General features: G+C 45.7%; 9 protein-coding genes and 1 pseudogene. 3 read left to right on the top strand and 7 right to left on the bottom strand.

What is annotated here, in order from left to right; genetic code table 11:
- Positions 1-173: 173 nt before the first annotated feature.
- Positions 174-1,418 carry a hypothetical protein gene (locus tag T497_RS0114675; RefSeq protein ID WP_028516264.1) on the top strand — a complete coding sequence of 415 codons (1,245 nt, stop codon included), beginning with the start codon at positions 174-176 and terminating at the stop codon, positions 1,416-1,418.
- A 68-nt stretch (positions 1,419-1,486) separates the two neighbouring features.
- Here the strand turns inward: T497_RS0114675 and T497_RS17805 are convergent, their stop codons facing one another.
- Positions 1,487-3,157, bottom strand: a complete 1,671-nt coding sequence (locus T497_RS17805; RefSeq protein WP_051530699.1) for a carbohydrate binding domain-containing protein — start codon at positions 3,155-3,157, stop codon at positions 1,487-1,489.
- A 358-nt stretch (positions 3,158-3,515) separates the two neighbouring features.
- On the opposite strand from T497_RS17805, the gene T497_RS0114665 reads away from it, so the two are divergent.
- Positions 3,516-4,973 (top strand): dockerin type I repeat-containing protein, encoded by a 1,458-nt coding sequence (locus tag T497_RS0114665; RefSeq protein ID WP_028516263.1) that lies wholly within the window; start codon positions 3,516-3,518, stop codon positions 4,971-4,973.
- Positions 4,974-5,123: 150 nt separating this feature from the next.
- On the opposite strand, the gene T497_RS17800 is transcribed toward T497_RS0114665, so the two are convergent.
- From T497_RS17800 to T497_RS0114635, 4 genes are all read right to left on the bottom strand, one after another.
- Positions 5,124-8,273 carry a carbohydrate binding domain-containing protein gene (locus T497_RS17800; RefSeq protein ID WP_051530698.1) on the bottom strand — a complete coding sequence of 1,050 codons (3,150 nt, stop codon included), beginning with the start codon at positions 8,271-8,273 and terminating at the stop codon, positions 5,124-5,126.
- A 624-nt stretch (positions 8,274-8,897) separates the two neighbouring features.
- Positions 8,898-11,234, bottom strand: a complete 2,337-nt coding sequence (locus T497_RS0114645) for a dockerin type I domain-containing protein (protein WP_028516262.1) — start codon at positions 11,232-11,234, stop codon at positions 8,898-8,900.
- Positions 11,221-11,775 (bottom strand): RNA polymerase sigma factor, encoded by a 555-nt coding sequence (locus T497_RS0114640; RefSeq protein WP_028516261.1) that lies wholly within the window; start codon positions 11,773-11,775, stop codon positions 11,221-11,223. Before T497_RS0114640 ends, T497_RS0114645 begins: the two co-directional genes overlap by 14 nt.
- 271 nt (positions 11,776-12,046) lie before the next feature.
- Positions 12,047-14,659, bottom strand: coding sequence for a CotH kinase family protein (locus T497_RS0114635; protein ID WP_028516260.1), 2,613 nt, complete (start codon positions 14,657-14,659; stop codon positions 12,047-12,049).
- 186 nt (positions 14,660-14,845) lie between these two features.
- Here T497_RS0114635 and T497_RS17795 point away from each other — a divergent pair, with 186 nt between their 5' ends.
- Positions 14,846-16,078, top strand: a complete 1,233-nt coding sequence (locus T497_RS17795) for a dockerin type I domain-containing protein (protein WP_028516259.1) — start codon at positions 14,846-14,848, stop codon at positions 16,076-16,078.
- A gap of 109 nt (positions 16,079-16,187) precedes the next feature.
- Here the strand turns inward: T497_RS17795 and T497_RS17790 are convergent, their stop codons facing one another.
- Together T497_RS17790 and bglS are read right to left on the bottom strand one after the other, a co-directional pair.
- Entirely contained in the window at positions 16,188-21,023 is a 4,836-nt protein-coding gene (locus T497_RS17790; protein WP_155266927.1) for a glycoside hydrolase family 11 protein, read from the bottom strand.
- Between the two features lie 853 nt (positions 21,024-21,876).
- Positions 21,877-22,506: pseudogene (bglS, locus tag T497_RS18620) on the bottom strand (beta-glucanase); the annotation flags it as partial.
- Between the last annotated feature and the right edge of the window lie 117 nt (positions 22,507-22,623).

Genomic DNA, 22,623 nt, shown 5'->3' with positions numbered 1-22,623 from the left:
CCGGAAATAACGGTGCTGATATATAAGTTTTCGCCATAGTATTTCTGATTTACGGTCAGAAGTGCTATGGCGTTTTTTCTATTGACAACCATGCAGGAAAATGATATTATATTAGCAGTATAAATTGGGGTATATCAGGTCAATCAACAATTTAATGATAGGGAGATATTTATATGGGGTACAATTTTTTTAATATCAAAGAAGTTTCAGGTGTTTTTGACCGCAAATTAAATGATTTCAGAGCCTCACTCGGAGCGGCTGTCTGCAATGGAAAAAGCATACCATTTGCAGATAATGATATTACATATATACTCAAGCTCCAGCATGACAGGCTTTCCAAAAAAGGACTGGAAATTTCCTATGATATCTATTCAAGAGACGATAATAAAAACAAATTCATCGCAGGAAACAGCTGGAAAGACGCCCACTATGAAAGCACTGTCTGCTTTAATCAAAGCGGAATAAAACGTAAAGTAAAACAAAACGTCAGGATAAAGTATAAAGATGACCGCAAGAGCGTTTTATATGAAACAATAACAGACGTAGTCAACGGTATCCACCCTGATAACGATACGTATTGCTGTCCGAACTGCGGTGCTGTATCCACTGTTTCAGGTCTTCAAAACGGCTGTTCCTACTGTGGGACAAGGTTTCAGATGGACGACCTTTTCCCAAAGGTCACGTCCTATTATTTTATAGATACTTTCGGAATGACAAAAAAGGAATTCTTATCGGGATACCTCACTTCTTTTATCATCATGCTTATCGCCGTGTATATCCTTGGCATTATATTCAGCAAGGGATCAGGCTATTATATAGGATTTACCATATTAAGTATTTTTATAGCCTATTTTCTGTATGTTTATTTCCTGTTTATGAAAATGATAGTAAGAGTTATCTCTTCTGCGGGAAAAATGGGAACTGCCGGTTCACGCAGAAAATTTGAAACAAGAATGAAAAAAATCAGTCCTGAGTTTTCTTATGAGTATTTTACGAGCAAGACTTTGTCCCTTATAAAAACAGCTGTATTTTCCGAGAACGAGAATGAGCTTTTGTTTTATAAAGGGGGAAAACTTGATCCTAAGATGAAGGATATCATAGATATGAATTATGGCGGAGCGTTAGGCTGTAAAAGTATCCATGAAGAGGGAAATTTCGTAACAGTTGAAACAAAAGCATATTTTGATGTACTTTATGCGAGTAATGACAAAGTATTTTTCAAAAAACAGATTTTTAGCGCAACATTAAAACGCCGCACTGATATCCCTGTGAATTTCAACTTTTCCATGACAAAGATCGCGTGCCCGTCTTGCGGTGCAAGTTTTGACGCAACGAAAAACAAAACCTGCCCGTACTGCGGAAACAAATATGAGATAACCACAGATGACTGGGCTTTAGTTGAGCTGAAATACAATTGAATATCCAAATAAAAAATACAATGCCCCGAAGCGCTTCATTAACGCTTCGGGGCAAATTTTTGCATTTATCATGCCTTGAATATGAACCTTATGAAGTTATACATAAGCGGAATTACCGTATTGCTGTCGTGACCGCCGCCCGGTACCGAGATATAGATATTCTCTGTGCCGTGCTGTGTGAACAGGTCGCTGTACTGCTTCGGGAAGTCGTTTACCATAGTGTCGTTGGTTCCTCCTGCTATCATCAGGATATACGGTGAATACGGCGGATCAATGCGCATATCATCCTTGCTCATAACACCGGGGTGAGTCATGAACTGGTCTCTTGTCGGGAAGATACCCGGGGCAGGAGCTCCGCCGCCGATGTAGCCCACCTTGTCGCAGCACTTCATACCGATGTAGAGGGATTCTCTGCCGCCCATTGAGAAGCCTGCAACCGCGGTATTCTCGCGTCCTGTCTTTACAGGGTAGTGGGATTCGATATAAGGCATAAGGCTGTCGGGCATATCCTCTACGAAATTATCGTATCCCGGAACATCTGCCTGACCGTTGCCTGTCTGCTTTTCGTGGTTCGGATCGGTATACTGGTTTGCGAATACGATTATCATAGGCTCTGCTTCGCCGCTCTTTATGAGGTTTGTAGCTATCTCGCGCACGCCCATACCGTTCATCATAGAGAACTCATCGCCGCCGTATCCGTGGTTCACATAGAATACAGGATATTTCTTGCTGCTGTCATATCCTGGCGGCAGCCAAACATTTGCGCCCTTATTGCGGTTAGCCTTCTTTGAGAAGTATGTGATATGCTCTATCTTGCCCTCTGCATTTTTCAGCACATTCTGCGGAACATTTACTGTTATCTTATCCCTTATGCTTGCCATGTAAGCGCTTGGATCGGCATTGCTCGTGGTAGTCGTGGTCACAGGAGGAGCTGTCGTAGTTGTTGTCGTAACTATCGGCTCAGGGAACTCCTTTACCTTTCCGAGAATGAACTTTGACAGCATAACAATGTCGTTTACAGCAAATTCGCCGTCGCAGTCAATGTCTGCCACCGTCATAACTGTATCTGTGGCTGAACCCGATGTATAGCTGACCAGTGACTTCCTTGCAAGGACAAGGTCGAATATATCAACTCTCTCGTCGCCGTTGAAGTCGCCCTGTATCACATTAATAGGCTGAGGCACGTCAGGCTGTGTGCCTGCCTTTGCAGCGATGACCTCGTCAACAGAGAAGCTCGCTGTGCCGTCCTCTGTCTCAACATAAAGGATATATCCCGAGCCCTCGGGGAGCTTATAATTCGTATTGGAAAGCAGTACATAATCGCCCTCGGACTGACCGCTTGCTATATGTCCGTAGGCTGTTTTTCCCGAAGCGTCTGTGTACTGGAGAGATAACATCATATTGCCCGAGCCTGAAACAGCCGCACTGAAGCTGTACTCCTCCCCTGCCTTGAAGGTCTGTGAGTCGAGGGCTTTCTGAGCGCCGTGCCACGAACTGCCTCTGTCCGAGACTGTGAGAGCCTTACTGCCTGCGTAAGCCGTACCGCCTGTAGAAACAGAAGCACCGCCTCTCCCCTCCCAGTCGTCTGTGCCGTTTTCAAATGTATCGTGATAATAGTATCCGTTTGCGTCAGGCTCCTGTGCATTAGTAACGGCAGGCATTGCCGAAACAGCAGAAAACATCATAGCTCCTGCTATCATTCCCGAAAGCCCGAACCTGACAGTTCTGGATTTTTTCATAGTCATTTCCTCCTTTAATGTCATGATTTAGCCTATGTATAGTAAAAAAGTAATACACTTTTATCATACAGCATATGCACAAAATGTTAAACCCATTTTTTTAAAGCTTAGGTGGATAAAAATCAGAATTTTTCCTGCTGAATATAAATATCAGCCGCTTTTTTCGCTGTATACCGACAATTTCAGAATTTTAAAAAAATTTTGAAACTGTGTAACACTTGATATTTCAGCTTCGATTGTTCTTTATGAAAGGTCGACCAACAGAACACAGTCCCCTGCGGACTTAACTATCAAAAACAAAACTGCGCACACGGAGTTCGTGCAGCAGTATCACATTTATATATCGGAGGAAATTATTATGAAAAACTTTGTATCTGTTATCGCTGCACTCAGCCTTATGCTTTCAGCAGCTCCCGCGATCACATCTTATGCAGCAGAGACTGCAACAGCTTCCATAACATCTGAGGTTTCCGCTGAAACCACAGATATCGCTCATATTGCAGGCGAATGGAAATACCAGAACTCGGATACCAACTTACCCGTTAATATCACACCAACAGACTACGGCACAGTCGTTATAAACAAGGACGGCACTTATACTTTTACCGACCTCAGCGGCAAGACCTCATCGGGAACAGTTCAGTTCAGCATTGAGACTATCGGCGACACACCTTTTCAGTGCATAAGCTTATATGAAGGCGAAGAGCGCAGATTCGGCGGCTACTATCACAGCGATGATCCCGACGCTATCTATTACGGAAACAATCACGTTTCACGCCTTGTCCGCAAGGGTGCGGCAGAAACAAGCCTCAGCGGATTCACAGGTGTATGGAAGTATCAGGAGTCAAAGGGCGGCTTCCCTGTTGACGTATCTGCAAGTGAGACAGGTACATTTGAGGTAAATGCAGACGGCACATATAAATATACAGATATTGACGGAAACACAGTCACAGGCGAAGTAAAGCTTGGCGACGAAACTATCGGCGGCAAAATGTTCACAGTTCTCAGATTTTTCGAGGGTTCAGAAATAAAGTATACTGCTACATATCGTGCAGAAAGACCTGACGAGCTCTATATCGGAAACGCAGGCAGGATACGCCTTGTACGTGAGGCAGACAAGAAGTCCCTTGCTACTCACGCTATCGAAAAAATGGACGCTTACTCATTCATTGATTTTACATTCGCAAGCGGTCTTGCTCACAGCGACAAGGCTGACTTCAAAGTAAACAACACTCCCTACTACAAAGTAACAGACCTCTCACTGTTCAAGTCAGTTGATGAGGTCAAGGAGCTCATCGGCAAGAAATTCACAGGTGAGGTCAAGGACTACTTTATGAGTGAATGCAACGCACGTTTCCTTGAAAAGAACGGTATCCTTTATATGAATGAAGGCGCAAGAGGCTCACTGGCATTCAATACTACCGACGGCGTCGTTATTTCCAATGTGACCGCAGACAGCTTCACAGCAACAACTGTTTCAAGCAATGATATACAGGGCAAGTGCAGAGCCGTATTCGCATTTGAAAATGGCAGCTGGAAGATGAGCAGCTTTACCACAGGCGATTTCAAGACCGACAGCGCTCCTGCTACACAGCCAGCAGTTCTTGTCAAGGGCGACGCAAACTGCGACGGTCAGACAGATATGTCAGACGTAGTCCTCATCATGCAGGCTCTTTCAAATCCCAACAAATACGGTGAAAACGGTACTGCGTCAATACACCTTACCGCACAGGGCAAGGCTAATGCCGATGTAAACGGCGGCGGACTCACTGTCGGCGACGCACAGGCTATCCAGCAGGCTCTCCTCAACAAGTAAGCTGCTTCAATATTTATATACGCAAACTACGTTCCGAACTTCCCCATTCGGAACTGAGTTTAAAATCCCCGAAGCTTTCTCTCCTTCGGGGATTATGTTTTATCCGTAAAAAAGGCTCCAACATAAAGTTGAAGCCTTTTAGTATCAGTTTTACTTGATAAGACCTACGCCCCAGATTGTGAAGCTGCCGCTTCCGCTGATAGAAACGTCAAGGTCACCTGTTGTATCCTGATAGTAGCCAAGCTCTGCGTCAGGACCGCCCCATGTATACTGCTTGTTGCCGTTTACCTTTGTGGTCTTGCCGTTTACAGTAACATTGATGCTGCCCATGCCTGAGCTGTTTGCCTTGAATACGATGATGAGTCCCTTGCCCTGTGTCTTGAAGGTCATAGGACTGCCGCCGTTGAGTGTGTATGAGTAGTTGAGACCAGGGTTATTGTTATAACCGCCGCCTGACTTCCATGAACCTGCGTTGAAGTTTGTCAGATTCTTAGGATCAACGTTCACGCAGTTTGCATACTCTGCGCCGTATACGTACTTAGTAGGCTGAGTATAGCCTGCGGACTGGTTCTCGCTCTTTAATGCCTGACGAACATAGTAAGCCATACAGTCAGCTACAAGCTGTCCGCCCTTCTGGTGTGGGTGATACTCGTCTGTGTAGTAGTCGCCTGGCTGGAGGAAGTTGCTGTTGAATGCCTTTGTAAGAGCGTCGTCCATGCTAATTACAGGGATATCGAAGTTCTTGCCGATAGGATACATCTGTGACTGGCTTGAGAAGCCGCCCTTTGCACGGGTGATGATGATACCTACAGCCGGCTCGTTAGGCATATCAAGGAACTTCTTGATACAGCTCTCGAAGCACTTCTTGTACATGATATCCTCGTGGTCGTTTACCGAGAATTCGAGGAAGATGATATCAGGCTTCTGCTCAACTATCTGCTTTTCGCTGCGGACGAGACCAACAACGGAAGAAGTTCCTGAGAGACCTGCGTTTATCTCCTTGAAGCTGCCCTTAGCAAATGTTGTCCTGAGGTAGTTGGAAAATGGTGTTGTGTAATTCTTGCCCTCAGTGATAGAACCACCGAGGTAAGCAACTGTCAGAGGTGAACCGCTCTCAGCAGCAGTGAGCTTCTGAGTAAGTCTGTATGTGTTGCCCATGTGCTTTATCGAGCTCTTGTAGAAGTCGATATACTGAGCCGAAGCTGTCTCCTTGTAGTTATCCCACTTAGTAGTGTCTACTGTAGGTGTAGGAGGAACAACTATCTCAGGCACCTTGCCTGTGCCGCCTGTTGTAACTGCTGACTTTGTGCCCTCAGCTGCAACCAGTACATCGTCAATATAAATATCCATAAGGTCTCCCGAAGACTCAACAGTCTCAACGTAGAGTGTCATATCGCCTGCATTGTCAGGGATAGTGAATGATGTGTTCTCTATCTTTGTCCATACGCCGCTCTCGCAGGTCGCCTTTGCGATAGATGTGTAAACAGCGCTTCCGCCGCCGTTGCCGCCCTGCTGGAGAGATATCTGTATCTCAGCGGAGCTGCCTGACATCTGGAGAGCTGCAAGACTTACGCTGTATGTCTGACCTGGCTGGAAGTCTGAGCCGAGGCTTATAGCCGCACCGTTCCACTCAGCGTTTCTGTCTGTGATAAGCATAGACTGACCTGACGCGCCGTAATAAGCTGCGTCTGTAGCGGTAACAGAAGCTGAGCCTCTGCCTGCCCAGTCGCCAACGCCTGAATCGAAGTTATTATTCAGAGCGCCGCCTGATACAGGAGCTGCAGTAGTAGTTGTTGTAACTTCAGCAGTTGTTGTTACTGTTGTAGTAACAGGTGCTGTAGTCACATTTACAGAATAGCTCTCAGGAAGCTTTGTTATCAGACCTAAGAGGTACTTCTGGATAGCAAGGGCGTCGTTTGAAGTAATACCGCTGCCTGCCTCATAAGCGTCTGCGTTGTAGAGACCTGGCTCTGAAAGCTTATACTTATCGGGGTTGGCAAGAGACTGCATGATAAGAACTACGTCGCCCATATCAACTGTGCCGTCGTTGTTTGCGTCGCCCCACTTAGTTACCTTTGCGGAGATATCGCCGCCGAAGCCGCCGCCCTGTGAGTTCTGCTCATTCTGAACTGTAGTTGTAGTAACTACGGGTTCTGCTGTGGTAGTTGTTGTTGCTTTAGTAGTTGTAGTCGTTGCAGCAGTTGTAGTAGTTGTTGTAACAGGCTCACTTGCTGAAGCCTTGAAAGCATATCTCATGAATGTATAGAGATGAGGCTTTACAGAGTTAGCGTCATGTCCGCCGCCGGGGATAGACTGGTAAACGTGATTAACGCCGTTTCTTGTGAGAATGTCGCTGTACTGCTTGGGGAATGTACCAACAACGCTGTCGTTGGTTCCACCTGTTATCATGAATACAGCAGGCTCGGGACCTACGTCTCTGAACTTCATCTCACTCTCCTGCATACAGCCGGGGTGAGTCATGAACGAGTCCTTACCGGGTGTGATACCGGGTGCAGGGCAGGCGCCGCCTACATATCCGAATACATCGGGGCGCATAAGTCCGCAGTAGATAGCCTCACGGCCGCCCATTGAGAAGCCTGTGATAGCTGTATATTCTCTGCCTTCCTTAACGGAGTAGTTCTCCTTGATGAAAGGAAGAAGGCTGTCTGTAACGTCATAGAGGAAGTTGTCGTACTCTGCACAGGTCTGCTGGTTGATACCGCTTGGGCTGTTCATAGTCTTGCTTGTGAACATATTCGGAGTTACAACGATGAACTCCTCAGCCTGACCGCTTGACATAAGACCTGTCATGAGCTCCTGAACGCCCATGCCGCTTACCATATCGTTCTCGCTTCCCATGATTCCGTGGAGAACGAACATTACAGGATATTTCTTGCTTGAATTGTAGTTCGGAGGGAGAATAACATTGCACTTTTTCTGCTTGCCTGTAAATTTGCAGTTATAGGTCTTGTTCTCCACCTTGCACTGGCTTGTCTTTTCAGCGCCGTTCGGTACCCTTGTAGGCATATCGCCCTTGATCTGAGAGTTGAGACCTGACTGAGCGTTTCCGCCATTGCCTGCGTCTGAGCCTATGTTGGTGTTTCCGTTGGTCTCGAAGCCGCCCGCAAAGCCGCTCCAGTCCTGTCCGCCGCCGTTATTTCCCCAGCCGCCCCATGTCATGCCGCCGTTATCACCGCCGAAATTGAAACCGCCCGCATTAGCTGAGATGGGTACGGACGCCGCGATCATTACTGCGGATACGGTTCCGCTGATGATCTTCTTCATTTTTGAAAGTTTCACTTCAATCACTCCTTTTATTATATGTAGTCCTGAATAACGTTCCGTAAAATAAGCAGGACAATTTTTCTGGTTTAAATGCAGAAGCCGCCGTATAAGAGGGGTACAGCTGACCTCTGAATGTCCCAGCCAGAAGAAACACTGTGATAAATAATCCACCCAAAACGGTTATTATGCCTAATGTATGGCATAATTGTCTAATATCTTTATTTTAAATATACAATAAACAATAACAAAAGTAAATAAGCTATTAACAAAACCGCAATATTTAGCTATTACTTCGCAATAAATGGTCAGGTTTTTTGTAATATTATGATATTATTATGATATTTTTAGCATTTTTATTACCTAAGCAAACTATTTCCGAAATATTTCGTTCACACAGTTCACTAAAAACTGTAAAAATGAGCTTTTGGTGATATTGTCCAAGGAATTTCAGTTTTATTGCGCACACGTTCCGGCTGCGAAAAATGTCTTATCAATTTCACAAAATACTTTAAACATTATATTTCATATTACGCCTACCGCGCAGTTACAAAGAACACTGTTAAAATGACGCTTGAAGAATTTCTGAAGTAAAAGAAAAAAGCCATGCAGGGGCATTCCTGCATGGCTTTTATTATGCTTTTAGTTTTTTACTGCATTTTCAGCATAGGCCGAAAGTATCTCGGAAGCGTCTACGCTGTTTACTTTTCCGTCTGTGTTGACGTCTGCCATATACTCCATGTGAGCTACGGTAACGTTGCTTATCTCCGCATTTACAGATGTTTCTGCATAGTAGCTGAGCACATAGCTTGCGTCGATAGCATTTACACTGCCGTCGAAGTCAACGTCGCCTGCTTCCTTGTCCTTGCAGAGCTGCTCGATATATGGTCTGATATCGCTGAGGTCTACCAGTCCCTTTTTCTCAAGAAGCTGGAGGTAGTATATATCCAGCTTGTACTGAGGCTGTTCAAAAGGCGAGCCAACTGCGGCTTGATACAGCATGAAATCGCCGAATGTTCCCGGGATATCATCATTGTCAAGCTCTACATTCTGGTCGATGAAATTCCACATATCAGCAGGAAGTATACTCTTTTCAGCAGTTATGCCTTTGATAAGGTCGCCAATATACAGCTCAAAGACATATGAATCCAGATAATTTATCTCGCCGTCCTTATTTATGTCGAACATATCATTTTTGAGACCGCTTTTCAGCACATCCTTTGTCTCAGCTATCATTGCTCTGTAAATATCGTTATCATGCATATAATCGTGATCTGCGATAGCTGTATAATACTTTTCGGACGCTTTTCTTTCGTAAATGTCATCATTCTGACTATCCGTCCTGTTAAAGTGCTGCCTTAATATCCATGATAACTCACCTGCAAAGTACTCACTTACAGAATGGTCGCAGAGCATAAGGTCTCCGTGATACTGTACATAATACAGACTGCTCATATTTACCATGTCAAGCTCCGTATTGCTGACGATATATCTTGCGATAATGTCAAATACTGTCTGATCGCACAGATACATATCGTCCTTGTAGTAATCTAAAAACGAATAAACATAGTCGTATAACGGCTCGCACTTAGCCCAGAGCTGCTGCTTGAACTCCTCTGACATAGGAAGGCGCTTGCGAAGCGGATTATCTTTATCGGCAACGATCCATGTCTGACCGTTGATGATCTTTTCGACATTATTAAACTGTCCGAAATAAGAATTCTTGCATATCGGGCCGCCCTCGTCAGCAGAAGCTACATCATAGATAAAAATGTCATAGAGGTCTTTCAGATCAACGATTCCGTCCTCATTTATATCAAAGCTGTACTTTTCTGCGTCATAGTTTTCGATGAATCTCTTATAATATGCGTCGTTATACTTATCATAGGTATACTCGGTCGGAAATGCAGAATTTCTTAGATTAAAGAAGAAATAGTCTATAAAGATTTTTTTGTTCTCGTCCGAACCATAGGTATAGCTCTCGTCAACATAAACATTATTCAGAAGCTTTTCTTTCAGCTCGGCAGGAGCGTCGGGAGATACTGTCCTGTAGACGTGTTTATGAGGATCTGTACCCGCAGGGAGCAGATATTCAGCATTGTCTATATAATTTCCATAATCTTCCAGCATATATCTGAGTTCACATATCTCCTTGAACAGGTCGGTGTCGAGAGTATCGATTACTCCGTCCTTGTTGAAATCACCGTACTCAGCACATTTTGCAGCATAGCCCTCGGGGAGCGACTCAGGCTCATTCATATATGTGAAAAGCGCATATGCATCGAAGCCGTTTAATTTTCCGCTGCCGTCAAAGTCCATTTTATCGGTATTTGCCTCAAAGTAAATGACAGCGTCTGCGAGAGAGTCTATAGGCTTGGGTGTGTACATAGCCTGAGCATTTGCAGGCATATTGACTGAAGCGGAAGCCATTGCGGCTGCTGAAAGAGCAGCAAGATATTTCTTAACGTTTATTACTTTCATTCTGATTACCTCCTTGCAATCATCTTCATTGATATCGGTAGTAACAGGTGGTTGTGTGTTGTTCGTGTCAGCATTTGTGTCAGCTTTTGCAGCATCTGATACTGTTGTCACAGTATTCACTGCTTTGTTTCCTGCGGCTGATGATATCATGGAGAAAGCGGCTTTTGTCACGGAAGTTACGGGCTTTGCTGTCGTTTTTACAGGAGCTGTTGTATTGGTGACAACAGTCGATACAGCTGCTTCGGTGCTGCGCACATCGGTAACCGTCTCGCTTGCAGCCTCGGTAGTCACAGCAATTACCGAGCTCATCTCAGGCTGACGCGAAGGCTTGCTGTCATAAGCAAGGTCGGCTGCTTTTGCGGTTATGACAACTGCGGCAGCAATAGCCGAAACTGCGGCACAGGCTTTCTCGGCACGTATGCGCTTTTTTCTCTGCCTTGCAAGATGCTCGTCACGTATCCTGAATACGGCTTCTGCGATATCCTTAGTATCTCTCATAAATAAAGCCCTTCCTTTCAAGTTCAGATCTTAATGACTTTCTCGCTCTGAAAATCAGATCGCTGACCTGTCGTTTTGCTTTGTGCATTATCCTTGCTATATCCGAGGTATCAAGGTCCTCGAAATACATAAGGTAGAGCACCTGATAATACTCGGGATTAAGGCGCTTCATAGCTCTGTAAAGCTCCTTTTTCTGCTCTTCCTTGAAGTATTCCTTTTCTGTGTCGGTAACATCGGATATAACAAGATATTCATCAAGAGACAAATCTGAAATTTTCTGATCCTTCCTCAGATGGTCGATTGCGCAGTTCCTCGCAATAGTGAAAAGCCACGTCTTGAATGAGCACTTCCCCCGGAAAGGCGGCTTTTTAATGGCAAGCTTTACGAAGGTCTCCTGCACTATATCATCGGCAAGGCACATATTATTCACTATACTGTTGAGGTAAAGCGACATTCCCTCATGATATTCATCAATTATTTCTATTAATCCATTATCATCACCATCAAGGAAACGGCGGTAGCGCTCTGCATCGTTTCCCATTAGATTACCCCCTTATGTTTTTAAGGCAAATTTGCTTTATATCTATTAGACGTATGAACTCTGAAATTTACGCACCCAAATTTTTATTTTTCCGAAAAAAATTTTTTTCTCTCGGACACATATCTTCAATTATATCATAGCACTGTATTTTCAGCCTGTCAATCAAACATTACAGCGTATTGCGGAACATTCTGTTAATTTGCTTAATGTTTGACTGCAATGCCGCTATAACAGCAAAACAGCTCCCCGAGGGGAGCTGTTTGATATGGTATTATTGTTTCAGGAGTTCCTTTCTAAGCAGAACAAGGTCGAATATATCGGCGGCGCCGTCCTCGTTCATGTCAGCAAGCATGAACTGCATCTGACTGAAGCTTTCTGCTCCTCGGAGATATTTACACATAAGAAGCAGGTCGGCTACCTTTATTTTGCCGTCAAGGTCTACGTCGCCCGACTTGTAGTCCTCCTTGAAGGTACAGGTCAGCGTGACTGCCTTGTCGGCGTCAACGGTTATAGTCGGAGAATCGGAAGTCACAGCTCCTGACCAGCCTGCGAAAACATAGCCCTTTTCAGGATTTGCAGTAATAGTCACCTTTTGTCCGCTGTTATATGAGCCCGTCCAAACATTTCCCGAAAGCGCTGTATCAGCCGAATCAACGGAAATACTTCCCTTTCCCTGTGCTGTTACGGTAACAGTCGCGGTATTATCGGAGATACCAAGGTATTTCTGCATATTTGCCACGGCATATCCTGCGCGGTTCTTGAAAAAGGTGCGCATTACGTCCATTTCATCGTGATAGAAGCTCTCCTGCTCCGCTATGAACGTGTCAAAGTCCGTATCGGGAGCGCCGTCGCACCAGCGCCATGCAGTCATGGTCAGGTAGTCCATGTACCTGCTTTCCTCGTCGTCAAGCTCTTTCACCATTTTGTCCGACTCGAATACAGAGTAGGCATAGGAATAGAACTTATCCGCAAACATCTGCTTGAACTCGGGATTTTTGAGGAGCTCCGCAAATATCACAGTGGGGATAGCGTCTGAAACACCGTCCATTTTTGTGAAGCTGTCGTGCTGATAGGACTCAACACCGCCGAAATCATCATAGGTAAGTCCCACTGAATAATCGAAATCAAATGCGCCGAAACGCCATTTTCCGTCGCTGTAGACATTACCGTCTATGGCGTCGCCTGTGTATCTCCACATGAGATAGTTGTAGTTAGGCCAGTCCCATGTGCCGAGGTACAGACCTGTGCAGTAGCAGTCGATAAGGCTCTCGAAGTCTACCTGTGAAGCCACATATTCGTAATTCTCGGGAACTGTCAGGTCATTATCGCGGCAATATTCACCAAGGAGCTGAATATTCAGCGGCTCGTCGTCAGGACCTTCCTCAAGCTCGCCGTTCTTTACTAAAGAAACGTTTTCCGCAGGAACGCCGTAATTGGACTGTATGTAGTAATCCGAGGCTTTCTCGGTTATCTCGTACATTCCCCACAGCTCGCCGTCGATGAACAGCATACATCTGTCCCCTGCGTAGGTAGCCAGTGCAGGCATATCGCGGAGAGACGAATTCACCACGCGCTCTCTGAGCCTGTCCACCCATGAGACTGCTCTCAGACCGAATGAATCGTAGCGCTTTATCTTTTTGCCGTCATCTGTGGAATAATTGTCGTCAATGAGCTTATAATCCAGCTTTGAATCGCCGTATTCGCTCCTTGCATAGACATTGAAGCTCTTTACAACGCTGTTCCGCGTGGACGAGCCTCTTATGCGTATGCCCATTTTCTGTGAGAAGCCCAGCTCTCCGTCCTTGAAATAGGTGATATCAGCCTCGCGCTCCCAAGCCTTTCCCGTTGAAATAAAATTTGCAGGCATTTCCGTTGTGCCGTCGGTCTTCAGCCAGTCAAGATACTGCTGACCTGTAACGTATATGCCCTTATCCTTGCCGAAGAGGTTATCGGGATCGGTAACGAGAGAGACTACAGGTATACCCGAGTAGTATTTCAGCTTTTCATCGTCCATTACGAAATATGTCTTTGAGGATACTCTGCCAAAGGTACCGTCTGCGGACTTTGAGACCGCTCTTACGATAGTTGCCTTGTCCATTTTCTCGGGATTAGCCTCAAACCACTGGGTAGGCGTTATGGAATAGGCGCTGTTCTCCTCATGCTGATACTTGCTGTAGACGTTCTCATCAGCGCTCCTGTCATACATCGGTATAGCGCCGCTGTAGACCTTTGCGGTCTTTGATGTGGTCGGATCGGAGCCGTCAAGGGTATAATAAACCGTGTCCGACGAGCTGATAGTCAGCTCCTTGACCTTGTCTGCGCTGTAAAAGCCGGATTCCAGCGAGAATACAGGCTCCGCAGGCATATTTTTATTTGCAGCAGCAGGAGTAGGCGGCATTACCGCAAAGCTGCCGTTTGCTGTACGTCCGTAAGAGGAGTCCTCCGCAAGTGCAGGTATCTCAAGCTTTTGAAGAGCTGTTCCGTCAGGAGCCGAAAGTATAAGAGTCTCCTCTGACTTGCTCAGTCCGAAGCCCGTGTTCAGTTCTGTCAGTCCCTCAGACTTTTTATCGGCAACTACAAGGAGATATCCTCCCTTTTTTATAACAGTTCCCGACGGAAATACGAACCTCAGCGGCAAATCCGCGCTGTCGGATATACCGAAGCCTGACAGGTCGATATCCTTGCTGCCGCCGTTATACAGCTCTATCCAGTCTGAAGCTCTGCCGAGGCTGTCTTTGAAGCTGCTTTTATTCTGGGTGCAGACCTCGTTTATGAAAAGTCCGTCTGCGCTTTGCTCAGCCATAGTACGCGGAAATGCGCATTGGAGTGAAGCGGCCATAAGGAGAGCCGCCGCAAAGCTCCCGATCTTCTTTAGTTTTTTCATAAAAATGCCTCTCTACATATTAATAATAAACCTATTATAGCACATTACTGATAACAGTTCAATGATTTTTTGCGGCAAAGCATATATTTTGCCGCTTTTTCTTTATATACCGCAAAAATTGATTAGAATCACGGCATAAAAATGGATATAATTAAACATGACATATTCTTTGAAAGGACTAAAAACATGAAAAAAACAAGAATAATAGCCGCTGTTATGGCACTTCTTATGGCTGGCGGCTCGGTGAATTATTCACTGTATAATTCTGCCGACAGTTTTTTTGCGGCTAACGCAGCAACAGCCACAACTGCCGCAGACCTGAACCTTAAAGGTATCTTTTCAAACAGCGATTACTATGAATTCAAACAGGGCAGCGGCGATAATTCATTCATTTTCAGCATTGAACTTTACGATGACCGCGGAACATCTGCAAAGCTCCTTAAATTCCGTGAACAGATCAAGGATTTTGAATACGACTTCGTATTTGATGATAAAAACGTGGTCGTACAGAAGAAAGAACTGTGCAATTTAGGCGACTTCTATTCCGTTCAGGCAAAACTGAAATTCCCCGAAAACACTCCTATGCGCGAATACGGATTTAAGATCGTTGTAACAAAAGCTATTGATAAAAATGGCAATGATGTTACATCTAAATTCAATACATATAACGGCAAATATTCCATACTTGACAAAAACGGAAAGGATACGGGAAGACCTGATCCCGAGGTTGAAATAGTAAAAATAACCTCGATGAGCATAAGCCGAGCAGCCAGCGGCAACGAAAAGCTTACAGGCAACGAAAGAACGCTGACCGACAAAGGCTATTATGTATCAGGCAATATCAACGGCAAAGACCATTATTTCAAGGAATTTGACTATGATGTTGAGCTTGATGACTCAAAAGCTGTGATACTTGAAAAGAAATTATCAGCTGAGCAGCAGAGTTACGGAGGCTATTTCTTCTACCCTACAGTTAAGATAAAGATACCCGATGATTCAGCTGTCGGAAATCATGAATGCAAGCTAACCATAAAAAAAGCCATTGATCTCAACGGCAAAGATGTCACAAACAAACTCCTCTCCAACACATTATTTTATTATTATACAGTAACCGGCAATGAAGGCACAACACCAGTAACAAATGGCAAGCCTTCACTGGGCGATCCCAACGGCGACGGCGCTATCAACGCTATCGACGCTTCGATCATTCTCACTGCATACACAAGGGCAGCTACAAGCAAGTCCAAGCCCACAAGCGATGAGCTGACATACTGCGACGTAAACAAGGACGGAGCAGTAAACGCTGTGGACGCTTCATACGTGCTCTCCTACTACGCATATAACGCAACCAGCAAAACAAAGATAAGCTTTACCGATTATCTGAAAAAAGACAAGTCCTCCGAGACAAACAGCCACTAAAAACAGCTGTCGGGATAAACAGATCCCGACAGCTTTATTTTTTACCGCAAAAAACTCCCGCACAGATGTACGGGAGTTTTAAAACAAATATTATAATGACAAATACCGATCAAGCGCGTGTGTGGACCTGACCGCCGCCAAGTGTCTTTCCATGAGCCTTAGCCATATCAGAGATGTTTACGTTCTGGTAACCATTCTGTGCGAGCCATGGGAGGACTTCTTCCATAGCCGCTGCTGTGTTGGCATATGTCTCGTGGCAAAGAACGATAGCGCCTTCAAGTGAGCCGTTCTGTGCAGCCTGCTTGATAGTATTTACGATCTGATCCTTAGAAGCGCCGTTCCAGTCCTGTGTATCGATTGCACAGCTGATAAGCGGTACATCGTTGAGTGCGGACTGAACTGTTGCATTGCTCTCAAGGTAAGGAAGTCTCATAAGCTTTGAAGGATCAGCGCCGATGATGCTCTTGAGCTTGCTGTTGCACTGCTCCCACTCGCTTCTGATCTGTGAAGCGCCCATCTGTCCGAGATGTGGATGAGACTTTGTGTGGTTAGCTACTTCCATGCCGTTCTGGTACTCATACTTGATCTGGTCGTTGGACTTGATCCAGTCGCCTACGTTGAAGAATGTAGCTGTCATGTTGTTCTTGATAAGTGCGTCGATAATTCTGTAGCCCGGATCTGACTTGCTTGTAGCGCTTGCACCGTCATCGAATGAGATAGCGCAGAGCTTCTTGCCGCTCTGAACAGCTGTGTTGTTCTGCTGCTGTGGCTGCTGATTATTCTGCTGCTGATTCCAGTTCCACTGGTTCTGCTGCTGGTTGTTGTTCTGCTGCTGATTCCACTGGTTGTTCTGCTGCTGAGTATTATTATTGCTTCCGCTGCCGCTTGTGCCGATAGTGAGCTTTGATACGTTAGCCTTACCGCTGCTCTCCCAGCCCTCAACATTGAGTGCTACCTCTGTGAGGTTACCGATGTTCCAGCCTGCTTCTGCCCAAGCCTTGAAGTGGTCTGATACTGTGATAGTACCTGATGTTCTCTTTGACTTGCGGACGCTGAAGTACTGCTTGAATGTCTCGGTAGTGCCGAGGATAGTAGGACCTGTGTGGTCGAGCTGGAATATCTCATACTGAGCACCGTCGATAGTAACTGTCTTGCTCTGTCCGTTTGCTGACGGGCACCAGTTTACCCAGTCCTCGATGATGTAGTACTCTACGAGCGGATTCTTCATCCAGCCGTATACGCAGAGACGTGAGTTGCCCTGTGAGCTTGCTGAATAGTCAGCTGCATAGTCCATTACGATCGGACCGTAATCTGTAGCCTTCTTTGATGCGTCATAGTTTCTGCCGCGGCGAGCAAGGAAGTTACCTCTTGAAACTGTAGCATTCCACTCTGTGCTGAATGAACCGCCGCTGCCAAGTGTCATTGAACCGCTTCCGCCTGTGTTGTCAAGCCATATCTCATAGCTGTAGCCGTCAACGTTGTCGCCCTTGTGCTGAGTCTGACCGCTGCCTACGCTGAACTTCTGTCCGCTTGCTGTGAAGTTGGAGCTGTTGTTCTGCTGCTGCGGCTGCTGATTCTGCTGCTGATTGTTGTTCTGCTGCTGATTCCAGTTCCACTGATTCTGCTGCTGATTGTTATTCTGCTGCTGGTTCCACTGGTTGTTCCAGTCGTTGCTGCCGTATGGGATATCAGGTATCAGACCGAGGAAGAACATCTGGAGCGATGCTGCGTCAAAGTTTGTGATACCGCTTCCGGGGTTGTAAACGTCGCCGTTGTAAGCGCCCTGCTCGGAAAGATTATACTTGTTCGGGTTGGCAAGTGACTGCATGATAGATACAGTATCGCCCATATCTACATTATTATCGCCGTTTGCGTCGCCCCACTTTGTTACGTTGTTGAACCAGTCGTTGTTCTGGTTGTTCCACTGATTGTTCCAGTTGTTGTTCTGTGGCTGATTCCAGTTCTGCTGCTGGTTATTATTCTGCTGCTGGTTCCACTGGTTGTTCTGATTCTGATCCCAGTTCCACTGCTGCTGTGGCTGCTGATTATTCTGCTGCTGATTCCAGTTCCACTGGTTCTGCTGCTGGTTGTTGTTCTGCTGCTGAGTATTGTTATTATTGTTGTTGTTTGAAGGTGTAACGCTGCCGCCCTTTGCAAGAGCAACTACTCTCTCATAAGCTGGCTTTGGCTTGTAGCCCTGTGAGAACAGGAGCGGATTCTGTGAAGATCTCCAGCTTACGTTATCTGATGTTCCCCAGATAGTAAGAGCAGGTATCTTATCAGAGTTAGCCATTGCGATCTTGAAGATATCCTCATAGAGGTCAGCCTGTGCGTTAAGGTCTGAGCAGGTGATGTCCAGCTCAGTGATCTGAACGTCCAGACCTGTGCTGAGGAACTTCTTTAAAGCTGTCTCAAAGGTCTTTGCGTCAGGATAGTTTGTAGCAAGATGAGCCTGCATACCGATACCGTCGATAGTACCCTGCTGCTTGAGCTTCATTGCCATGTTGTAGATATCGTTTGTCTTAGCGCCGATGTACTCGTTATAGTCATTCAGGTAGAGCTTGCAGCCTGCAGGAGCATACTTTCTTGCATACTTGAATGCGTTGAGAACGAATGAATCATCGCCGTAGACCTTTACCCAGTTGGAGTTGCTTGCAGGTCTGAGTCCGCCGCCGTCGTTTACGAAGAGCTCGTTGCATACGTCGTATGCATAGACGTCAAGCTTAGGATACTGAGTCTTGAGTGCCTCGAAAGTATTCTTTATCATGCTCTCAAGACGCTGATCCATGATATCCTTTGATACGTAAGCGCCGTTGCTTGAGAAGTTCTCACGGAAGAACCAGTCAGGAGTCTGGCTGTACCAAACGAATGTGTGACCGCGGAGCGAGATGCCATTGCTCTCGCAGAACTTCAGAGTCTGAGCAGCTCTGCTGAGGTTGATCTGTGTATTTACATTGTTTCCTCTCTGCTGACAAGCTGACTGATCGAGTATCGAATCAGGCTTGAGCTCGTTCTCGGGAGTGATAGAATTGTAGTTCTCCTTGAGGAATGAAGCACCTGAATTAAGCTCGTTAGGGCTTACGGAAGTACCGATCTTGAACCAAGGAGCAAAGATGTCCTTGAGTCCTGATCCCTGTGAAGTGCTTGTGTTGTTATTCTGCTGCTGATTCCACTGGTTCTGCTGCTGGTTGTTATTCTGCTGCTGATTCCACTGGTTCTGCTGCTGGTTGTTATTCTGCTGCTGATTCCAGTTCCACTGATTCTGCTGCTGGTTATTGTTCTGCTGCTGGTTCCACTGGTTCTGCTGCTGGTTGTTGTTCTGCTGCTGGTTCCACTGGTTCTGCTGCTGGTTGTTATTCTGCTGAGTGTTGTTGTTTCCGCCGCCGCTTGTGCCGATAGTGAGCTTGGATACGTTAGCCTTACCGCTGCTCTCCCAGCCTTCTACGTTGAGTGCTACTTCTGTGAGGTTACCGATGTTCCAGCCTGCCTCTGCCCAAGCCTTGAAGTGGTCTGATACTGTGATAGTACCTGATGTTCTCTTTGACTTACGAACACTGAAGTACTGCTTGAATGTCTGAGTATTGCCGAGGATAGTAGGACCTGTATGGTCGAGCTGGAATATCTCATACTGAGCACCGTCGATAGTAACGGTCTTGCTGCCGCCGTTTGGTGACGGGCACCAGTTTACCCAGTCCTCGATGATGTAATACTCAACAAGAGGATCCTTCATCCAGCCGTATACGCAGAGTCTTGAGTTACCCTGTGAGCTTGCTGAATAGTCAGCTGCATAATCCATTACGATAGGACCATACTCTGTAGCCTTCTTTGTAGCGTCATAGTTTCTGCCGCGGCGAGCAAGGAAGTTACCTCTTGAAACTGTAGCATTCCACTCTGTGCTGAATGAACCGCCGCTGCCAAGTGTCATTGAACCGCTTCCGCCTGTATTGTCGAGCCAGATCTCGTAGCTGTAGCCGTCAACGTTGTCGCCCTTGTGCTGAGTCTGTCCGTTGCCTACGCTGAACTTCTGTCCGCTTGCTGTAAAGTTTGAGCTGTTGTTCTGCTGCTGCGGCTGCTGATTCTGATTCCACTGATTCTGCTGCTGATTGTTATTCTGCTGCTGGTTCCAGTTCCACTGGTTCTGCTGCTGGTTGTTGTTCTGCTGCTGATTCCACTGATTCTGCTGCTGGTTATTGTTCTGCTGCTGATTATTATTGCCTGAACCGCCTGTTGTTACAGTAACGCTCTTTACATTAGCCTGACCGTTTGAACGGTAGCCCTCGATATTGAGAGATACCTCATAGAGAGTACCCGACATATCAAGTCCTGCCTTTGACCATGCGTCAAAGTGCTTTGAAACGTCGATAGTGCCCTTCATGTAGTTTGTAGTGTTGTTCTTGGAACCGCTGGACTGACGAACGCTCCAGTACTGCGGGAATGTTGCAGTACCGTCGAGAGACGGCTGATTGTAACGCATTGACTTACGGATATCGTAAGTATTGCCGTTAAGAGTTACAGTACCCTTGTTCTCGCCGTCATTTCCGGGTGGTCTCCAGTCGCCCCAGCCTTCTACGATGTAGTATTCCATAAGAGGATTTCTTGTCCAGCCGTATACGCACATATACGAATTTCCTCTTGGTGTGTACTCTACATCATAAGTGAGGACAATATCTCCGAAAGCCTTGTAATTCTTCTTCTGGCTGTCGAAATTCTTACCCATACGAGCAAGGAAGTTTTCGATATTGCTCCATGAACAAGTAAATGAACCTGCACCCGGGTTCATTGAAGCCTGTCCCTGACCATTCTGGTTCCACATCTCGTAGTCATATCCGCCGACATTTCCTCTCGTCTGCTGATCAGCAGCCGAAGCAACAGCGGGTATGCTTGAGGCTATCATCAGCGCTGAAACAGCTCCGCTGATTACCCTCTTCATTTTTGATAGCTTCACTTTAGATCACTCCTTTGAGTTTTTGATTACGGTATCTGCCGAAGCCGCCATACAGGCTGAAACCTCGGAGAAACCCTTGTTAGATTAAGAATCCCAATAAGTGCATATTTTTATATCTTATACACTAATTATAATATCTTAACTAATTAAAGCACAAGCCAAAATTTGCTGTCATTGACTTTTTGACCAGATATTGCGGATTCTTCAATACTACACATGGCTAAAATCAGGCAGAAATCAAATATTGCTATCTGCCCGAAAGTGCCAAACGCAATTTTTGATAAGTAACATCATTTAAGTGCACTTTTTTTCAGATGTGCTGCAAGGTCCATTTTTTAACTGGTTATCTCATTTAATCTCCGCAAACATCGCATTTTCGCAGTATTTCATTTTGTGCACAAAATATTACTTACTTTATTCGCAATAACTATTGCTATATTCCAACCTCACATTTATACTGCGAAAGCTTTGCCTCTCCGAACTGTAAAATCAAACCAGAATATTACAATTGGTAGGAATATCCTTATTTTCTCCTGAAAAATCCTGCCGCAGACCAAAGCATATTTCATTTTTTGCGCTTCTTTTGTCATTTATTGCTCTTTCCTGTCTCGGGATTTTGTAAACCACGGGTGGAGTATTGCAGACAAGTTCTGATAAAAGCGCATAACTTGGCTATATTTCGCGCAGTATGATTGTGCATTACGCTGATTTTTGCAAAATCAAAACTGTTTATCCCCGAAAAATCCCTATCCGTAAGATCTCCAATGCCGCTTATTTCCATAAAAAAACAGACGCAAAGAATTATTCTTTACGCCTGTTTTGTTTTTATGCTATCGGGCAATTACTGCTTGTTGTATGTTACCCACTGATAACGTGCTGTGAGCGGAGTTCTGCCGTCATAATGTGCAAGCCACTCGTCAACACCTCTGCCGGGCCATGCGTTCATCATGATCTTACCGGGTGTCTGAGGAATGTTCTGATTAGCTGTGTAAACTGCCTTGCCGTCTACATACCATGTGATATGATCGCGCTGCCAGTCGAATCCATAGGTGTGGAAGCCCTGTGAAGCGTCGAAGCCAAGGTCGTACATGAACTCATGCTTGCCCTGTCCGTTGGTATAGTAGTTGAACTGTACCTTTGTAGTGTCCTTGCCGAGGATCTCGATGTCTATCTCGTCCCAAGGATTGCCGTCGGACTCGCCTGTGTAGGTGAAGAATGAAGAAACAACGCCGTTGTTCTTGATAGCCTGCATAGATGTCTCATAATAGCCGAAGCCGTAGAAATCATTGGTTCTGTACTCAGCGCCTGCATAGTTGTACTTGCCTGTATTGTCTCTGTCGATAGTGAGCTCGAGAGCGCCGTTTCTGAAAGCTGTCTGTGAAGCATACCAGCCGCAGTCAAACGGATCGCCGTTCTCCCAGCCGTCAGAAGCTATGAAATGGCGTGATGAGCCGTTTCTGAAATCATCAGACATAGTAGCATTCTTGTTCATCTCAGTGCCTGCGGGAACTGCATTGTTCTGAGGCTGCTGATTGTTCCACTGGTTGTTCCAGTCGTTATTCTGGTTCCAGTTCTGCTGCTGATTCTGGTTGTTCCAGTC

Source organism: Ruminococcus flavefaciens MA2007 (assembly GCF_000621845.1).
Taxonomy (GTDB): domain Bacteria; phylum Bacillota; class Clostridia; order Oscillospirales; family Ruminococcaceae; genus Ruminococcus; species Ruminococcus flavefaciens_E.
This window is presented reverse-complemented; position numbering and strand designations above follow the sequence as displayed.